Annotated in this window: 15 protein-coding genes; 3 read left to right on the forward strand and 12 right to left on the reverse strand. The window is 36.1% G+C overall.

Going from position 1 to position 18,513, the window contains the following annotated elements; all coding sequences use genetic code 11:
• Window positions 1-144: 144 nt before the first annotated feature.
• From EDF66_RS07145 to EDF66_RS07165, 5 genes are all read right to left on the reverse strand, one after another.
• Complete coding sequence (locus EDF66_RS07145) at window positions 145-1,218, reverse strand: fatty acid desaturase family protein (protein ID WP_132841595.1); 1,074 nt, start codon at window positions 1,216-1,218, stop codon at window positions 145-147.
• Window positions 1,219-1,482: 264 nt separating this feature from the next.
• Entirely contained in the window at window positions 1,483-2,652 is a 1,170-nt protein-coding gene (locus EDF66_RS07150) for a tetratricopeptide repeat protein (RefSeq protein WP_132771355.1), read from the reverse strand.
• Between the two features lie 2 nt (window positions 2,653-2,654).
• Window positions 2,655-3,818 carry a tetratricopeptide repeat protein gene (locus EDF66_RS07155; protein ID WP_243656005.1) on the reverse strand — a complete coding sequence of 388 codons (1,164 nt, stop codon included), beginning with the start codon at window positions 3,816-3,818 and terminating at the stop codon, window positions 2,655-2,657.
• Entirely contained in the window at window positions 3,760-6,342 is a 2,583-nt protein-coding gene (gene gyrA / locus EDF66_RS07160; RefSeq protein WP_132841597.1) for a DNA gyrase subunit A, read from the reverse strand. Before gyrA ends, EDF66_RS07155 begins: the two co-directional genes overlap by 59 nt.
• 172 nt (window positions 6,343-6,514) lie before the next feature.
• Window positions 6,515-8,614, reverse strand: coding sequence for a heavy metal translocating P-type ATPase (locus EDF66_RS07165; RefSeq protein WP_132841599.1), 2,100 nt, complete (start codon window positions 8,612-8,614; stop codon window positions 6,515-6,517).
• 107 nt (window positions 8,615-8,721) lie between these two features.
• Here EDF66_RS07165 and EDF66_RS07170 point away from each other — a divergent pair, with 107 nt between their 5' ends.
• On the forward strand, window positions 8,722-9,573 hold the full coding sequence (locus EDF66_RS07170; protein ID WP_132841601.1) for a mechanosensitive ion channel family protein: 852 nt from the start codon (window positions 8,722-8,724) through the stop codon (window positions 9,571-9,573).
• Here EDF66_RS07170 and coaA read toward each other — a convergent pair.
• The 6 genes from coaA to lysS form a co-directional block, all read right to left on the reverse strand.
• On the reverse strand, window positions 9,570-10,535 hold the full coding sequence (gene coaA / locus EDF66_RS07175; RefSeq protein WP_232789220.1) for a type I pantothenate kinase: 966 nt from the start codon (window positions 10,533-10,535) through the stop codon (window positions 9,570-9,572). The genes EDF66_RS07170 and coaA overlap by 4 nt on opposite strands.
• Before the next feature lie 62 nt (window positions 10,536-10,597).
• Entirely contained in the window at window positions 10,598-11,002 is a 405-nt protein-coding gene (locus EDF66_RS07180; RefSeq protein ID WP_021191663.1) for an OsmC family protein, read from the reverse strand.
• Between the two features lie 63 nt (window positions 11,003-11,065).
• Window positions 11,066-11,443 (reverse strand): methylglyoxal synthase, encoded by a 378-nt coding sequence (locus EDF66_RS07185; protein ID WP_021191664.1) that lies wholly within the window; start codon window positions 11,441-11,443, stop codon window positions 11,066-11,068.
• A 19-nt stretch (window positions 11,444-11,462) separates the two neighbouring features.
• Window positions 11,463-12,695 (reverse strand): nucleoside recognition domain-containing protein, encoded by a 1,233-nt coding sequence (locus EDF66_RS07190; RefSeq protein ID WP_132771360.1) that lies wholly within the window; start codon window positions 12,693-12,695, stop codon window positions 11,463-11,465.
• Between the two features lie 31 nt (window positions 12,696-12,726).
• Window positions 12,727-13,782, reverse strand: coding sequence for a patatin-like phospholipase family protein (locus EDF66_RS07195; protein ID WP_132771361.1), 1,056 nt, complete (start codon window positions 13,780-13,782; stop codon window positions 12,727-12,729).
• Between the two features lie 187 nt (window positions 13,783-13,969).
• Window positions 13,970-15,688 carry a lysine--tRNA ligase gene (gene lysS / locus EDF66_RS07200; RefSeq protein ID WP_132841602.1) on the reverse strand — a complete coding sequence of 573 codons (1,719 nt, stop codon included), beginning with the start codon at window positions 15,686-15,688 and terminating at the stop codon, window positions 13,970-13,972.
• Between the two features lie 233 nt (window positions 15,689-15,921).
• Here lysS and EDF66_RS07205 point away from each other — a divergent pair, with 233 nt between their 5' ends.
• Complete coding sequence (locus EDF66_RS07205) at window positions 15,922-16,527, forward strand: RNA polymerase sigma factor (protein ID WP_021191668.1); 606 nt, start codon at window positions 15,922-15,924, stop codon at window positions 16,525-16,527.
• A gap of 18 nt (window positions 16,528-16,545) precedes the next feature.
• Window positions 16,546-17,892, forward strand: coding sequence for a hypothetical protein (locus EDF66_RS07210; protein ID WP_132841604.1), 1,347 nt, complete (start codon window positions 16,546-16,548; stop codon window positions 17,890-17,892).
• On the opposite strand, the gene EDF66_RS07215 is transcribed toward EDF66_RS07210, so the two are convergent.
• Window positions 17,889-18,500, reverse strand: coding sequence for an HAD family hydrolase (locus tag EDF66_RS07215; RefSeq protein ID WP_132841606.1), 612 nt, complete (start codon window positions 18,498-18,500; stop codon window positions 17,889-17,891). The two genes, EDF66_RS07210 and EDF66_RS07215, sit on opposite strands and share 4 nt — an antisense overlap.
• Window positions 18,501-18,513: the final 13 nt, after the last annotated feature.

The raw sequence follows: 18,513 nt of genomic DNA on the forward strand, positions 1-18,513 counted from the left end.
GGAACGTAATGCAATCCTTTCGGAATGATGCAATTTTTAAGAGAACAAGCGCGCAGTAATGGGATTGTAAGAAAGCCATTAGGTAGGTATAAAAAAAGGCTAAACATCAACTGCTTAGCCTTTCTATATTTTTTAATGTTATATCTATCTTGACATGGACTGAATCACACTCACATGTGATTTGAATGCTGAATTGAATGTTTTGTATTCAAGATATTTAACATTGAACTCCAGACAGGTTTCTCTGACCAATTTATTAATCGCGGGATAGTGGATGTGACTTATCTTAGGGAATAAATGATGTTCAACCTGATAATTTAAACCACCTAGAATCCAAGTTAGAAATTTATTTTTTGTAGCAAAATTAGCTGTAGAGCTCAATTGGTGAATCATCCACTCATTTTCCATTTTTGTTGGGTCTGCAGTCTCTTCTATGGCAACAAATTCTGTTTCAGTTACGACGTGCGCAAGCTGGAATACGGTTGCCAAACAGATACCACAAGCGATACCTGAAATTAGTAACCCAACTAATGTTGGTAACCATCCTACCACTAAAACTGGGATAACGATGAAAATACTGATGTGAATAATTTTACTTACCCAAAAGATCACTTTTTCACGTAAAGGGAAATCGAATGATTTCTTTTTGCTTCCCATGGCTTCAAGAAAATATTTCTCATAATCTTGATAGAAAATCCAAGCTAAGTAGGAGATGCTATATAGAACCATAAAATAATATTTCTGGTAGGAGTGATGCTTTTTTAATTCTTGGTCTTTATGCACACGCATAAATTTGATATCAATATCATGATCTTCACCTTCAATGTTGGTATAAGTATGATGTGCAATATTGTGCTTCAATTTCCAGAAATAGATATTTCCACCCATTAGGTTAAGACTGTAGGATAGGGCACTGTTTAGTCTCTTACTATTAGAGAATGTATCATGTCCGGCATCGTGCATCACATTGAATCCGATTGCGGCAAAATTTATTCCAAGTAAAATTAATACAAGAACACTGATTAACCAGTGTGGTTGAATTACAATTAATGTGATGTAGAAAGATATAGCGGTTACAAACAGGATGATTGCTTTTGTTAGTACTCTTTTTTCTCCTGTTTTTTGGATTTTATTAGTTTTGAAATAATCGTTAATTCTTTCCTTTAAAGATTTAGAAAATAATGTATTAACATTATTAAATTTTATTGTTGTTTTCATTGAGATCGTTTAACTCTGTTAAAAAATAATAGTAAAAATTAGGTTTACATACAGAGCTTAAATTATAATTTTTATAAAGATAACAAATATTTTTTTTAATGATGTTAATTTAAGTTAAAGCTTTTAAAAACTAATTATGGCCCAACCCCAGCTTTTTAGAAGGTCTGAGGCGATTCAAAACATGTTTTCTTTGTGGATCTCTATGAAAAACAAGAAGGGGATTGCAATACATGCAATCCCCTTCTTATTAAAGATTAAGTAAACTTAATTTAAAGCGTTAATTTGAGCTGTAATTTCAGTTGTTTTAGCTTCATCTTGCATGAAAACATAGTAGTTTTTCAAGTTAGTCAAAGCATCTATATTTTTAGGTTGTAATTGTACCGCTTTTGTTAGATAAACTAAAGCAGGTTTAATTTCTTCCTTAATTTTAGCCACTCCTTCGTTGTATTTTGCTTGGCTCAATGATCTATCGTTGTTTAAAACATTTAATTTTTCACGTACACCATTCATCATTGTGATTGCAATATTTGTATTTGCTTCAAAATAATCAGGATCTACTGCTAAAGCCTTTTTATATGCTTCAATTGCAGCAGCATCATTTTTATTTGCTGAATGAGCGATTCCTAAATAGTAATTTAAGCTTTTGTTATTTGGATCTTTTGCCAATTGCGCAGTGATGCCCGCTAAAATTTCTTTTTCGCGACCAGCAATCAAATTGAATTCAATATTTTGAACCGCAGCTGCATTGTCATCAGGATACATTTCTACTGCTTTTGCTGCATAATCCAATGCAGAAGCGGTATCTTTAGCAGATAAATATAACTTTGGTAAGTCTACAACAATTTGTTTATGTGAAGAAAATTCTTTTGAAGGAATAAGCTCTTTATATTTCGCAATTGCTTTGGCATAATCGTTACTTTGAAGAGCTGAAATACCACCATAATAGATTAATGTTGTATCACCTGGCAAATATGTCAATGCTTTTTCAAAAGAGTCATATGCTTCCTTGTATTTTTGACCTTGATATTCTTCAGCACCAAGATTGAAGTTGAATTGACCTAATACTTGTTCAGAGACACGAATATTATCTTTATTTGCGCCATCTTTATCCAATTCTTTAGCTTTAACAATTGCATCTTCAGCTTTTTTAGCCTCATCAGCAGACTTATCTAAATTAGCTAAGTTTGCATAAACCAATGAATAGATTGTCCATGCCTCTGCATTATCTTTTGTTTTCTCATGAACAACAGCTAAATCAATAGCTTCTTGTGCAGTTTTCAAATTTGGCAGTGCCAATTGTGGCGTACCTGCACCTTTTAGCTCTTCGAATTTTGCTATACTTGTTTTTGCCTTATTAACATTATTTTTTTGTGCATAAACAGATGTACTTGCTGATGCAACAGCTGCCAATAATAATAATGATTTAATGTTCATCTCTAATTAACTGTTAATTGATTTAATAATATATTCACACGATCTAACTGCACATAATCTTCTATTGCATTGTAATAAGTAGACAGTGCTTTAAGTGCATTCACATCATATGGTTTAATTTCATTTGCTTTCAAAAGATAAGATTGCGCATATTGTTTGTCTTCGTCAGATTTAGATTTAAGAAAATCCTTTAAATAAATAAGGCCTAAAGCTAAATTTGATGGGTAGTTATTAGCATCTAAACGCAGAACTTTATTATAATATTGTTTTGCATTTCGAATATCTTTCGCGTCTTCGTATGCATAACCCGCCAAGTAATTTAATTCAACATTTTCAGGCTCTAATTTGATCGCTTCATCAATTATCGTTAAGATGGCGTCATAAGATTCATTTTTAGCATAGATATCGATCAGCTTGAAGAGGATATCTTTGTTCTGAGGAAACTCTAATCGGCCTGCAGATAGTGTATTAAGTTCATCTTGTTTTGTTCCGATTTTCTCATATACAGCTGCGAGCTCTAGATAATATTGCGGTTTTTTTGAATCCTGTTTGATTAACTCTTTGTAATATTTAATCGCGTCAGGATATCGTTTACTGCTTACAGCTAAAGTTGCTAAATTAAATTTTAAATCGGCATTTTTGAAACCAAGGGAGTCTACTTTCAGAAATCCTTTGTACGCTTCTTCAAACTTGTTATTTTTTAACTCAACATTTGATTTATAGATTAATGCAGTTGCTAAATTTTGCTTGATATAATCAACTTCTACAGGGAAATTGCGATATGCTTTTTTCTTATCAATGAGTTTTAAGGTATTTAAACTTTCATCAATAGGGTCTATGGTATACTTTTGTTTCCGGGTGGAATCTACAACTGCTAAAGAACTGTAAACAAGTCCTCTCAAAACATTATTACGAACTGAAGAAGAATCTTTACGGGTTTTGAAAGCTGCATCACTAAATTTGCGTGCGTTCTCCAAATTTTTAATATCTCCAGTTTGTGTATAAAGCGCAAAACTGTTGTTACCCTCCTTGATATTGGATTGGGCAACAACAGTTAAACTTGTAGCTGACAGTATTAATGATGTCAATAATGCTCTCATTCTTTTTTTATTCTTCGTTAGATTCAGATTTATCGTCTTGATCGGTTTCAGTGGTTTCTGTCGCATCTTCTACTTCTTCACCTGAAAGAATTTCTTCTTCCGTTTCTTCCACTTCTTCCTCTCTATCTACTTTAGTAATTGATGCAATTTCATCTTCACCTTTCAGATTAATTAAACGGACACCTTGCGTTGCACGCCCCATTACTCTTAATCCTTCTACTGAAATACGAATGACAATACCTGACTTATTGATGATCATTAAATCTTCAGTATCGTTAACACCTTTTACAGCAACTAATTTACCTGTTTTCTCAGTGACGCTAATTGTTTTTACACCTTTACCACCACGGTTTGTAACTCGGTAATCTTCGATATCTGTTCGTTTACCGTATCCTTTTTCAGATACAACAAGTACCGTAGTCTCTGGATCATCTACACTAATCATACCAATAACCTCATCGCTTTCACTACCTAAAGTAATACCACGAACACCGGTTGCTGTTCTACCCATTGGTCTAACAGTAGACTCGTTGAAACGAATAGCACGTCCAGAACGTAATGCCATTACAATTTCACTTGTTCCGCTTGTTAAGCATGCTTCTAATAGCTGATCTCCCTCATTAATGTTGATGGCATTGATACCATTTGCACGAGGACGTGAATAAGCTTCTAATGACGTTTTCTTAATTGTACCTTTTTTAGTACACATAATGATGAAGTTATTTTCCAGGTATTCCTGGTCTTTTAAGTTCTTCACTAAAATGTATGCTTTAATTTTTTCGTCTTTCGGAATATTGATGATATTCTGCAACGCTCGACCTTTAGAAGTTCTACTTCCTTCAGGAACTTCAAATGCTCGTAACCAGAAACAACGACCAGATTCTGTAAATAGCAACATATAATTATGTGCCGAAGCAGTAATAATATGTTCTGTAAAGTCTTCTTCGCGTGTGGTCGAACCAATAGATCCACGTCCACCGCGTCCTTGACGTTTATACTCAGTTAGAGGAGTACGTTTTACATAGCTATTATGAGAGATTGTGATCACGATTTCTTCATCATCGATGAAATCTTCCATACGCATGTCTTCTGCTGAATGGACGATTATAGATCTTCTCTCGTCACCATATTTCTCTCTGATTTCGATCAGTTCTTCTTTAATGATCTGCATGCGAAGACCTTCATCTGCTAATACAGATTTTAAGTAATCGATCGTTTTCATTAGCTCAGCATATTCTTCTTTAATCTTATCGTGCTCCAGTCCGGTTAGACGACGAAGCGTCATATCCAAAATTGCGCGTGCTTGAAGATCTGATAGACCGAATCTTTCCATTAATCCTACGCGGGCATCTTCAGGAGTTGAAGAGGCACGGATCAACTTGATCACTTCATCTAAATGATCAAGCGCGATTAAATATCCTTCTAAAATATGTGCTCTTTTTTCAGCCTCAGCCAATTCGAAACGTGTACGACGCGTGACAACATCATGACGGTGATCCACGAATACCTGAATCATATCTTTCAGGTTCATCAATACTGGTCTACCTTTTACAAGAGCAATATTGTTTACTGAAAATGAGGTTTGTAATGCTGTGTACTTGAATAGGTTGTTTAGAACGACATTTGCGTTAGCATCGCGTTTAATATCGTATACAATACGTAAACCCGTACGATCTGACTCATCGCGAATTGCTGAAATTCCTTCTAATTTTTTTTCATTAACCAATTCAGCGGTACGTTCAATCATATTCGCTTTATTGATCTGATAAGGAATTTCTGTAACTATGATAGACTCTTTACCTGATTTTGATACTTCGATTTCTGTTTTAGCACGCATCACGACACGACCACGGCCAGTGTTCTCTGCATCCTGAACGCCCGAGTAACCATATATCAAACCTCCTGTAGGAAAATCAGGGCCTTTGATATATTGCATCAATTCGGGTACATCGATATCACGATTGTCAATATATGCAACTGTACCGTTGATAACTTCTGTTAAGTTGTGTGGCGCCATATTGGTTGCCATACCGACTGCAATACCTGAAGCACCATTTACCAATAGATTGGGAATACGTGTTGGTAATACTGTTGGTTCTTCCAAAGAGTCATCAAAGTTCAATTGATAGTCTACTGTATCTTTATTGATGTCCGATAAAATTTCTTCCGCAATTTTTTTCAATCTTGCTTCCGTATAACGCATTGCCGCAGGAGGATCTCCATCGACAGAACCGTAGTTACCTTGACCATCCACTAAAGGGTAGCGCATGTTCCAGTCTTGTGCTAGACGTACCATTGCATCGTATACGGAAGTATCACCATGTGGATGGTACTTTCCTAATACGTCACCAACAATACGGGCAGATTTTTTGTAAGGCTTACTGCTTGTAACACCTAAATCCAACATACCGTAAAGAACACGACGGTGTACAGGCTTCATACCATCTCTAGCATCTGGTAATGCACGAGAAACAATAACTGTCATTGAATAATCAATGTAGGCAGTTTTCATTTGATCCTCGATACTTACCGAAAGAATTCGATCGTTTGCAGGTACTAAATTATTATCATTTTCTGTTTCTTCAGCCATATTAATTTGGTTTCGATAAAACTATTAAACAATCCCGTTTACACGGATTGCTACGCATGCGAAGTTACAAAAAAATAACCTCAAAAGCGAATGTTTTGAGGTTCAAGATAGTGAAAAAAATAGTCTATTTTTTTATTGATTTAAAAAAGATTTAAATGCGGTCAATTGCTTGTTACCGCAGTTTTTTAAAACGAAGACGAAGTGAATTGCCGATGACAATAACATCGGAGAAAGCCATTGAGAAGGCAGCGAGCATGGGGCCTAAAAATCCCATTGCTGCGAGCGGTATTGCGATGATATTATAGGCAAATGCCCAGAAAAGATTTTCTTTGATTGTTTGCAGTGTGTGCCTTCCGATAAGTAATAGATTTTCAATCGATTTTAGATCGGAACTCAAAAGAATTATTTTAGCAGATTGTATCGCAATGTGACTTGCGTCACCTAGAGAGATACCGACATGGGCTGTTGTCAGGGCAGGAGCATCATTTATACCGTCGCCGACCATTGCTGTAATACCTGCTTTTTTAAGTTTGTTGATAATATTTAATTTCTCTTCAGGATTACGATCGGAATAAACTTCTGCTATTCCAAGTTTTTGAGCCACTAGGTCACATTTACTTTTTCGGTCACCACTTAATATTACTGGGGTTATATTTTTGCCTTTAATGGCTTGAATGAGTTCTTTTGCATAAGGTTTTATCTGATCTTCAATCACTAAGCCTGCAACTACGACATCATTAATGGATAGAATTAAGTCGTAACGGTTTGAATAATCTACTTTTCCTAAACGTGCATTGATTAATTTATACACATTACTATTTGTATCTGTAGCGTAAAGTCCTTCGCTTTTAATCTCTTTGACATCTTGAAAGACTATGCGGTAGGCTTTTACTTCTTTCATGTGCTGTCTGATGGACTTTGCTATAGGATGATTTGAATAGCCTTCTAATTGTGCAATGATAGATTCTACTTGTTTTTGTTCTATTCCAAACGTTTGGATGGCTTTGATATTGAAATCTCCGGTAGTTAAAGTGCCAGTTTTATCGAATACCATATATTTAAGATCCGACATTTCTTCAATTGTATCACCTCCCTTAATTAAAATTCCCATTTTAGCGGCTCTTCCTAAACCTACCATGACAGCAGTTGGGGTCGCTAGACCCATCGCGCACGGGCAGGAGACGACAAGTACTGCAATGGCATTCATTAATGATTGCTGTAGTGATATTTCGGCTATAAAGTAAGTGATAAAAAAGGTGAAAATGGCGATGACGACCACAAAGGGTACGAAGTATGATGCAACTTTATCACCGAGTTTTTGAATAGGTGGTTTTTTTGATTGTGCTTCCTTGATCAGTGCGATAATTTGGGAAAGGACGGTTTTACGTCCAACTTTGGTGGCCGTGATTTTTATATTGCCTTCTGTTAGTGTTGTTCCGCCGATGACGGTTGCATATCTATCTTTGAAAACGGGTAGGCTTTCTCCTGTAATCATGGATTCATTGACAAAGCCATCTCCATCAATAATATCTCCATCAACTGGAATAAGATCTCCTGATTTGATCAGTAAAACATCGCCTTGTTTAACATCTCTTGTATGGATGATCTCTTCTAGATCTGCTGTGATTTTTGTTGTGGTTACATTTTGAATCTTAATAAGGTCTCCGATTGCAGATGTTGTTTTTTTTACGGATTTTTTTTCAAATAGATTTCCCAATAGAACGAGCGTGATGATTGTTGCGCAAGTTTCATAGAACATATAATCTGGGCCTAGGTGATTGAGGGTGCCGATGAGGCTGTACGTGAATGCAGCTGTTGCACCTATAAATATGAGCACGTCCATATTTGGCATGCCATTTTTAAGGGAGTAAAACGCACTTTTACCAAAATGAAAAAAACCGAGCAGAAATACGGGAGCACAGAGTCCGAGCTGGATGTATGGGTCATGCAACAAAGGGTGTTGTATAAACATATGTGCAAAGAGAGGAAGCGTAAAAAATAGACTGAACCAAAATTTGGTTTCTATTTTTTTATAAAATGATTCCTTTGGACTTTCATCAGTCAGGACCTGAAAACCTAAATTTTCAATCCCTTTTGTTATTTCGGGAAGTTCTTTTGCCGTTATTCCTGAGAATTTAACTTCATCAGATGCAAAGTCGACAAATATATCTTTTGCCTCTTTTTTTTCTAAATATTGATGAATAGCAATTGCACAGTTTGTACAATGCATTCCTGTAACTGTAAGCTCTACTGTTGTTGTTTCTTCGTTCATATTTTTCGACCATTGGTCTTTTGCAAATATACTTATTTTTAGGAGTATCATTTTTTTGTATTGAATGAAAAATGATTAGTTTAGTTCCTAAAGAAAATTAGATTTCAATGGTTAAAAATAAATTATCCCTATCTTTTGTATTTCGTTGTGCTTTGTGGATAGCTTTAAGCTATTCTTTTGTCGGTTTAGCCTCTTTTTACGAGAAAAACAAGATTATTCTTCACTTTGCTTATGCTTTAAATACTTTTTTGACCGCCAATCTGTTGATCTCAATCGGCCGGTTCTTGATTGTTTCGCTGTATAACCGTAAACATGCAAACCATGATGTGAGAGGAAATTTTGTACTGGGTATTTCCCGGGTTGCTACAGTATTGAATGCTGGTATGATTGTGATTACGTTGATGGTTGCGCTGGGAATTGATCCTAAGGAGTTTATAACCAGCATGACCATCGTTGCGATGGCTATTGCGGTTATATTTAGGGAGTATATTACCAATATGATCAGTGGATTGCTGGTTATGTTTTCTGATCAATTTTCCATTGGAGACCATATTAAAATTAGTAATTATCAGGGTAAAATTGTTGATATTACTTTGGCAAATATTGTCGTTCGTGATGAAGATGATGATGTTGTGCTAATACCAAATAATTTGATATTCACGTCAACGATGGTCAATAAATCTTCTCAAAAGTCGAATAAACTGATCGTTAAATTTGAACTTCCTTTAGAAAAACCGTTGCATGTCCAATCTGTTGAAAATCATTTAAGACCTATCCTGAAAATAAATAAGAATATTATCTGGGACGATTTATTTAAAATAAAAGTTGCCGAAATCGGTAAGGACTTTGTGAAATATAAGATTGAGCTCAATACCATATCGAGTAGCAATAAATTACATTATCAAATTCAGAATGAAATTTTAAATGAGATCTTATTATTTCGTACGCGGGAAGATTAAATCTTACGGACCTTTACATTTTTAACAAAGTGATGACTGCCTTTTTCTAAAATTAGATCAGCGCGGTACCGTGTTGGTAAAATATTCTGGACCAGATTTGGTTTGTTGATCTCATTCCATATCTGATGAGCCATCTGGATACTTTCTTCGGTATTCATGTCGGCATATTTGTGAAAGAATGAGGCCGGATTTTGAAATGCTGTACGTCTTAAAGATTCAAACCTGTTGGTATACCACTCTAATAAGTTTTTTTCGCTGGCATGAACATATATGGTATAGTCAAAAAAATCTGACACGAATACACTATGTCCTTTTCGTGGTCTTTGCGAATTGACCTGCAGTACATTAATGCCTTCGACGATTAAGATATCAGGATGATGGATCAGCTGTTGCTGGTCATCAGGTAAGACATCATATTCTAAATGGCTGTACAGGGGTACCGAAAGTGATCCCATGCCTGATTTTATAGCGGAAAGGAACTGTATTAATTTTTTAGCATCGTAACTTTCCGGAAAACCTTTACGATTCATTATGCCTCTTTCATTCAGGATATGATTCGGGTACAGAAATCCATCAGTCGTTACTAAATCTACTTTTGGTTTACTGGGCAATAAAGTCAGGACGCGTTGCAATACACGTGCTGTTGTACTTTTACCTACAGCTACAGAGCCAGCAATACCAATAATAAAGGGAAGCGTACTTTCATTTTTTTCGAAAAAATGATTTGTGCTTCTGTGTAAATCTTGAAACCGTTCAATATGAATACCCAAGAGATGACTTAAAGGGAAATAGACATCTTCGATTTCTTCTGCATTCAATGGTTCATTAAGTGCATGCAATTGATCCAAGTCGTGTTGCGAAAATGTGTGCTTAAAGTGACCGTTCAGTTTTTTCCAATTTTCTCTTTTTATTGAAGTAAAAGGAGAGTCAATAGGAGTGTGCTGTTCATTTTGCATGTTCATGATTCTTTGTGGCGACAAATATAGCATCTCGTGGATATAATCAAAAATTCTAATTGATTTTTTTAGATCAGGTTGGAAGAAATAATAATCGGATTAGAAAGAATTTTGTGAATAGGACATTTTTCTGAAATTTGGAGAAGTCTGTCTTTTTGATCTTTATCTAGATTTCCTTTAAGAGAAACATGACATTTGATATAGGTGGTCTGTTGCAGTTCACTTTTTAAAATTTCGTATGAAAGTTTAATATTTACCTCCTGTAAATCCCATTTTTTGCGGTTAGCATACATCTTTACTGTCATTGCTTTACATGAACCCAATGAAGATAGTAAAAGGGCAGGCGGATTGAATCCTTCATCTTGCCCTCCTAATTCTTCAGGTTCATCTGCAATTAGCGTATTATTTCCATGCTTAATTGTTGTTGTGTATGGCGTATTACCTATTGTTACTAAGATTTCATTATCATTCATATCTCTAAATATAAAAAATAATAAGGGGATTAGGAATTTATGAAGTGAATATTAAATTCCTGGTTATAGTTCATCTTCCAGTAGACCTTCGATAATGAGGCTTCCAGTTGCGGGATTGGTTGCTAATGGTACGTTGTACAAATCACAAACCCGCATCAGCATCTGAATATCGGGTTCATGTGCATGTTTACCTAATGCATCTCTGAAAAAAATGATTCCATCTACTTTACCTTCTGCAGCTAATGCTGCAATCTGTGCATCTCCGCCCATAGGTCCGCTTAACTTTAATTCGACTTCGAGTCCTGTTTGTTTTACATAAGAACCGGTGGTGCCTGTCGCGACTAGATGAGCTTTTTTTAAGAACTCAATATGGTCTTTTACAAAGGCAACCATTTCTGGTTTTTTACCATCGTGTGCAATTAAAGCAATTGTTTTTTTCATGTTATTGAAAGATTAAAGTTTAACCAAAAAAGATGTACGCTAAAATAATAGCTGCAATTAGTCCCACAAGATCGGCAATTAAGCCACATATAAGCGCATGTCTAGTGTTTTTAATGCCTACAGAGCCAAAATATACTGCTAGAACGTAAAAAGTTGTTTCGGAGGAACCTTGGATAACACTGGCAAGTCGTCCTTGAAACGAATCTGCTCCATATGCCTGCATGACATCGACCATAAGTCCTCTAGCGCCACCACCACTTAATGTTTTCATTAATCCTACTGGAAGAGCTGGTACGAAACGTGTGTCCAAGCCAAAATAAGCGAAACAAGAACCGATTGCATTCACAATATAGTCCATACATCCTGTTGTTCGGAAAGCAGATATAGCCACCAGTATGGCGATTAAAAAGGGGATGATCATGATGGATGTTTTAAATCCGTCTTTTGCACCATCTATAAAGGCATCGTAAACATTTAGTTTTTTAAACGCGCCGTAAACGATAAATAGGATGATGATGGAAAAAATTAAAACACCACCGATTAGTCCGGTTACAATTTCAATTTTTTCTGGAGGCAGGCCATTTAAACCAAAATATAGGCCAGCCATCATGACAATGAAACTGCCTAGGAATATCAGGATGGGTAGTTTAAAGAGGTTTATTTTTTGAAAGAATGCAACAGCGATCATCCCTGATATAAACGAAATAAAGGTTCCTATCAAAGCTGGAATAAAAATATCTGCGGGGTTTGCTGCTCCATTGGCCATTCTTAGAGCAATTACCGATGTTGGAATAAGTGCTATTCCAGCGGTATTGAGCACTAAGAACATAATTTGTGCATTCGTCGCGGTATCCTTTTCTGGATTAAGTTCTTGCAGTTCCTGCATTGCTTTTAGTCCGACCGGTGTTGCCGCATTATCTAAACCTAGCATATTGGCTGAAAAATTCATAATAATAGAGCCGTTTGCAGGATGGTTTTTTGGGATTCCAGGGAAGAGCTTGCTGAAAAATGGATTTACAGCTTTTGCAAATAAGGTAATCATTCCTGCTTTTTCACCCACTTTCATGATGCCTAACCAGAATGTCATCATGCCGACGAGACCTAAGGAGATTTCTGCACCGTTTTTAGCACTGTCAAACATGCCATTGATAATTTTCATGAAAATTTCGGTGTCTCCAAAGAAAATAAGCTTGATCAAAGCAACGATGAACGCAATTACAAAAAATGAGATCCAAACGATATTCAGTGCCATATAGATTTAAAATATGCGTAAATGTAAACTTTTACAACCTATCCATCAACTTAGACCACGGATTTTTCTTGTTTTTTGCCTCTTTTTCTTTTATTAGATGATCCACTATCTTGGTGAGTTGAAATTCATTTTCGCTCATCAGTCTATCTGCTAGCGAGATAAGTTTTTGGATGTTGTTTTTGGATGCCGCATCCATGGAGGACTCAACACTTGACATATTTGTTGGCTCTAGTCGGATGTAGTTTTTGGATTTTCTATTGAATTGAAACAGTTGTTCAATAAAAAATTCGGTACTCTCTGCAGAGGCACTTGTCATAATATCGACTAAAGCTGGACCAATGGTAATGGCCAGTTTTTTCTTAAAATGCTCATAGTTATAAGCTTTTTTTGCAACCCCGGTGCCTAATGAGACCATAAACAGATCGTTTATCTCTGTATCTTCAAAAGCTTTCATCACTTCAATCAAAGCGCAAATGGATGGGTTTTGAGCCACCATGCCACCGTCTACCAATGGAAATCTTGTACCTGCAATGGAATAAATCTCCGCAACAGAAAAATAGGTAGGTGCGGCGGAGGTCGCTCTGCAGACATCTCTTAGATAGAAGTCTCGTGCTATTCCATGTGTAATAGCTTTTTGCTGTCTAAAAAAATGATTTTTCCGGAGTTCAATATTATAGGCCGTTATAATACAGGGTTTTATTAGTTGGCTTAGTTTGGTGTCGCCAAAATATTCATGTAATACATTCTCTAATGCGGTAGCTGAATATAATTCACTCACCAATCCGAATTCACTTAGAAAGCGTCTCCATCTTGTTGTTTTGAAAATATCAGTGCCGTGGGAGACGTACAGATCTAATGCCTCTTTAGCAGAAAACTTAGGTTTTGAAGGATTTTCCTCACTTGGGTATAATAAAATGCAGGCTAAGATACCTCCAGTACTAGTTCCTGCAATAAAATCGAAATATTCTGCAATTCGTGCATCCGGGTCATTGCTCTTCTTTTGAAGAATTTCTTCTAAAACGACCAATACTAGAGCAGGTATTATACCTCTTATTCCACCACCATCTATGGAAAGTATATTTTTCATTTTTTAATGTTTATAACTTAAAAGTAGTATTAAATAAATTAAAAAATTGATGGCTCTTTGTTTTTGTGGTTAGGATAATGCGCGTTGATAGGCACAGCGAGCTGTGTAAACAATTCTTTACACGTTTTTTACAAAAAACAGAAGCCGGCTACCTTTTGGATAGCCAGCTTCTGTACGAACTAATTATTTATGCAAACCATGCCAAGACCTCGTCTTTTGTTGGCATGGTGATTTCTAATTTCATTTTTTTACGCATACCCCCAAGGTCATTGAATACTTTATTAGGATTAGCTTCTTTTAATTCCGGTATAGTATTGAAACCCATTTTTTGTAAAACAGGAACCCATTCTGCTGGAATACCCAATGCAACATAATCTTCTGTCGAAGCTACTGTTACTATTTTTTCTGGTCGCATTTGCGGGAAAAATAATACTTCCTGAATAGAGGCATTGTTGGTCAGGAACATAATTAAACGATCCATACCAATGCCTAATCCTGATGTTGGAGGCATTCCATATTCTAATGCACGTAAGAAATCTTGATCGATAAACATGGCTTCGTCATCGCCACGTGCTGATAAGGCCATTTGTGCTTCAAAACGCTCACGTTGGTCGATCGGATCATTTAACTCCGAATATGCATTTGCAATTTCTTTACCACATACCATTAACTCAAAGCGTTCTGTGATTTCGGGATTGTCGCGATGTTTTTTTGTTAATGGCGACATTTCTTTAGGATAATCTGTGATAAATGTAGGCTGAATGTATTTACCTTCACATTTTTCGCCAAAAATCTCATCAATTAACTTGCCTTTACCCATGGTATTATTGACCGGAATTCCCATTCCTTTGGCTGCTTCGAAAATTTCTTGTTCAGATTTTCCTGTAATATCAAAACCTGTGAACTCTTTAATCGAATCGGCCATTGTGATTCTCTTATAAGGTGCACGGAAGTCGATTTCATGTTCTCCAAATGTCGCTTTGGTGGTGCCGTTTACAGCAATTGCACAATGTTCTAGCAATTGTTCTGTGAATTTCATCATCCAGTTGTAGTCTTTATAAGCTACATAGATCTCCATTGCTGTGAATTCTGGATTGTGAGTACGGTCCATACCTTCATTTCTGAAGTTTTTTGAAAACTCGTAAACACCATCAAAACCGCCCACAATTAGGCGTTTTAGATATAACTCATTTGCAATCCGCAAATATAAAGGCATATCTAAAGCATTGTGATGTGTGATAAATGGACGGGCCGCAGCACCGCCAGGGATGGATTGCAATATTGGAGTCTCAACCTCCATATAACCTGCGTCATTAAAGAAATTACGCATTGCACTAAACAATTTTGTTCTTTTTACAAAGATCTCTTTGTTCTGCGGGTTAACTACTAGATCGACATAACGCATTCTATAACGCAATTCGGGATCTGTGAATGCATCATATGTTTTTCCTTCTGCAGTTTTAACGATTGGAAGAGGGCGTAATGATTTAGATAATACAGTCAGTTTTTCAACATGTACACAGATGGCATCTGTCTGGGTTGTGAAAACATAGCCTTTAATACCAACGATATCACCAATATCTAATAATTTCTTAAAAACGATATTATACATCGTTTTATCCTCATCAGGACAAATGTCATCACGTTTGATGTAAGCTTGAATACGGCCTGAACTATCTTGAATTTCGAAGAACGACGCATTTCCCATAACACGACGGCTCATGATACGTCCTGCAATGCTTATATTCTTATAGTTAAGCTTATCTCTATCGTAATTTTCTAATATATCAGTAGCATTTGCATTGATCTCAAACTCTTCAGCTGGATATGGGTCGATACCCAAATCTATTAGAGATTGCAATGCCTGTCTTCTTAATTGTTCCTGTTCGGATAATACAGTACTCATTGGTAAGGATTAAATAATATAAAAATCGAACAAAAATAGCTTTTTTTTTGCATTTATGAGAGGTGAAAACAATATAATATTTATAAAATACGGTGTAGCGTTTTGTAATACGGTATCGTTATGAAGATGTACTTAAAAAACAGCATGGCAGAAATTAAAAGAAAGACTTTCATAATCTTAATTCAGAAAGTATTATTTTAGATGAAGATTAAGGATTAATATAGTCTTATTGAGTGAATATTATTCAAACATACTTAAAAAAGCAAAAACAAGTAACACTTAAAAGTGCACTGGAGGATTGTTTACGAAATCGTGAGCAGGGGAAGGCTTTTGTCTATAAAAAGTACTATGGATATTTGATGGCTATTATTATTCGCTATGTTAAATCTGATGTGGATGCTGAAGAATTAACGAATGAGTCTTTTATTCGGATTTTTAGACGATTGGATTCTTTTAACCATTTGGTTGAGGATGATGTTTTGGAGAAATCATTTCGGTCATGGATAGGGAGAATTGCAGCTAATATTTCAATTGATTTTCTGCGCTCAAAAAAGGAGATGACTTCTTTAGAAGATGTAGCTGAGGGCAGTCTTGATGTGCCAAGGGTATATAACTCCAGTAATCTAGAGGTTGATGATATTATGAAGTTGCTCGATTCTTTACCAGAATTGCAGCGTGTCATCTTTAATCTTTATGAGATCGAGGGTTTTTCGCATGATGAAATTGCAAAGCAGTTGCATATCCCGGATAGTACTTCCCGTACTTATCTTACTCGAGCAAAGCAAAAGTTAAGGATGCTTTATTTGGAACAACATAAGATAAGACAGGAATTTAAATAACAAGAAGTAGCGTGTAAAATGGCAAAAGAAAAAAATAAGGAATTAATAGACCATATCGTCGACAAAATGAAAGCTCATGAGCTTCCTTATTCGGAAGGTGCATGGGAAAAATTTGCGTCACATGATGTATCTCTTGTTTCTAACAAGCAAACGAACTGGAAGTATTGGAGTGCAGCTGCTGCTGTGCTGCTCTTTGCTAGTGCTTCATTTTTGTATTTAAATCAGTCCGCTGTCAATCATGGGGCAATTGTTGCAAACTTACCGGTAGAGACAAAATTGGATACAGATAAATTAACTGTTGAAACAAATACTGTTGAAACAAATAAGGATGATACCCCTATTTTGAAATTAGATCATTCACCGAAACAGCTTATTGATGCTTCTTCTGATCAACGTAGCATAGTTAAAGACAAAATTGAACATGCTATTGCTTCTATCGATCATCTTTTGGAAGCGACTACGCAAATTTTCACAGATAATGATGTAAAACAAGAACCAGTTGATATGACTTCTAAAAGTGGTAACGAACTTGTTGAGGTTAAAAAGCAAGAAGTTAAAAATAATAATCTAGCGCAAAATACTAATACCGTTAGAAAAGAGGGAGAAGGAAACAGTTCTATTGCTCAGAAATTGGAAAAACTGGGTTCTATATTCAATTTGAATTCCGATAAACATGATTTTGCATCTGCCATAAAGAAGTGGGAGGTAGGCGCATTTGTGGCTCCGTCTTCAACAGTCGATAAGATGAGTATGGGGGGGGGATTAAGTTTAGCGTACCAAATTACCGATAAGATCAGTATACGTTCAGGCGTTTCTATGCAGCAGTATGGGGCCGGAGTAGATCGACAAAATAACTTAGGAGCAGTGCAGTCAGCTGGTATGGCGTTTAATGATGCTGTTTCTAATAGTCCTGTCATGAAAAATAATGAATCTTTACTTTTGGCTAGACAAACTGTCGATAAAGAATTAAGTGCTGTTAATAATAAACTTTTAACGATTGATATTCCGGTAGATGTGCGTTATCATGTAAGTAAATCATTCTACACTTCCGTTGGGGTGTCCTACGTTGGGGTTTTGGATCAGACACAAGAAAATTATTTTGTAAATGGCATCAATGAGAATACTTCGGCTAATAATGGTCAGGCGGTATCTTCTCCTGAAAACGTTAAACAAACATTTAAAGGAAGTGCTGTAAATACGAATGATTTTAATGGATTTGTTAATCTCTCCATTGGAAAAAAGATGACAGTAGGTAAGAAGTTGTCCATAGCCGTAGAGCCATTTGTCAAACTTCCTGTTGGGGGTCTTAAATCTACTGACTTTAATTATACCAATGGAGGTTTAAAGGTTGTAACGAGTTTTTAAAGCTGATCAATACGAACAGCACCCATTCCAGCAGCCAAAGCTCCTTGTACTCCTGGGATTCCGTCCTCGTAAACTAAACACTTAGCAGGGTCAACCTGAAGCTTCTCGGCCGCTAATAAAAATGGCTCAGGCGATGGTTTTCCATTAGGAGTATCACCAGCACACACCAAGGTTTCCAATTTATCAAGTACTCCAAGGACGGTTAGTGTGATGTTTAATGTTGATCTGGTTCCTCCAGAAACAGCCGCAATACGTTTCTTTCCAATCTGGTATTTTAGATGTTCGACAACATAATCAATAGGTTGTGTCTGCTGGATGAACTGTTTTATAAAGATGGCTGATTTTCTTTTTGAAAATTCATGAACATCAAAAGTGGTGTTATAGCGGATACAGATTTCTTTTGCAACAGCTATGGTTGGCCATCCTGCGGTTTCGTCGATTAGACTATCATCCAACAGGACATTGTATTCTGCTGCTGTAGCTACGTAGGCTGCTTTATGCGCACTTATATTGTCAGCTAAGGTTCCATCGACATCAAAAAGTAAGGCGTCGTATGGTTCTGCTATTTTATTGAGTTTATTGAATTTCTCTATTGATTCGGGTGACATATCTGATTATTGA

It is taken from the genome of Sphingobacterium sp. JUb20, from assembly GCF_004342035.1.
GTDB classification, from domain to species: Bacteria; Bacteroidota; Bacteroidia; order Sphingobacteriales; family Sphingobacteriaceae; genus Sphingobacterium; species Sphingobacterium anhuiense.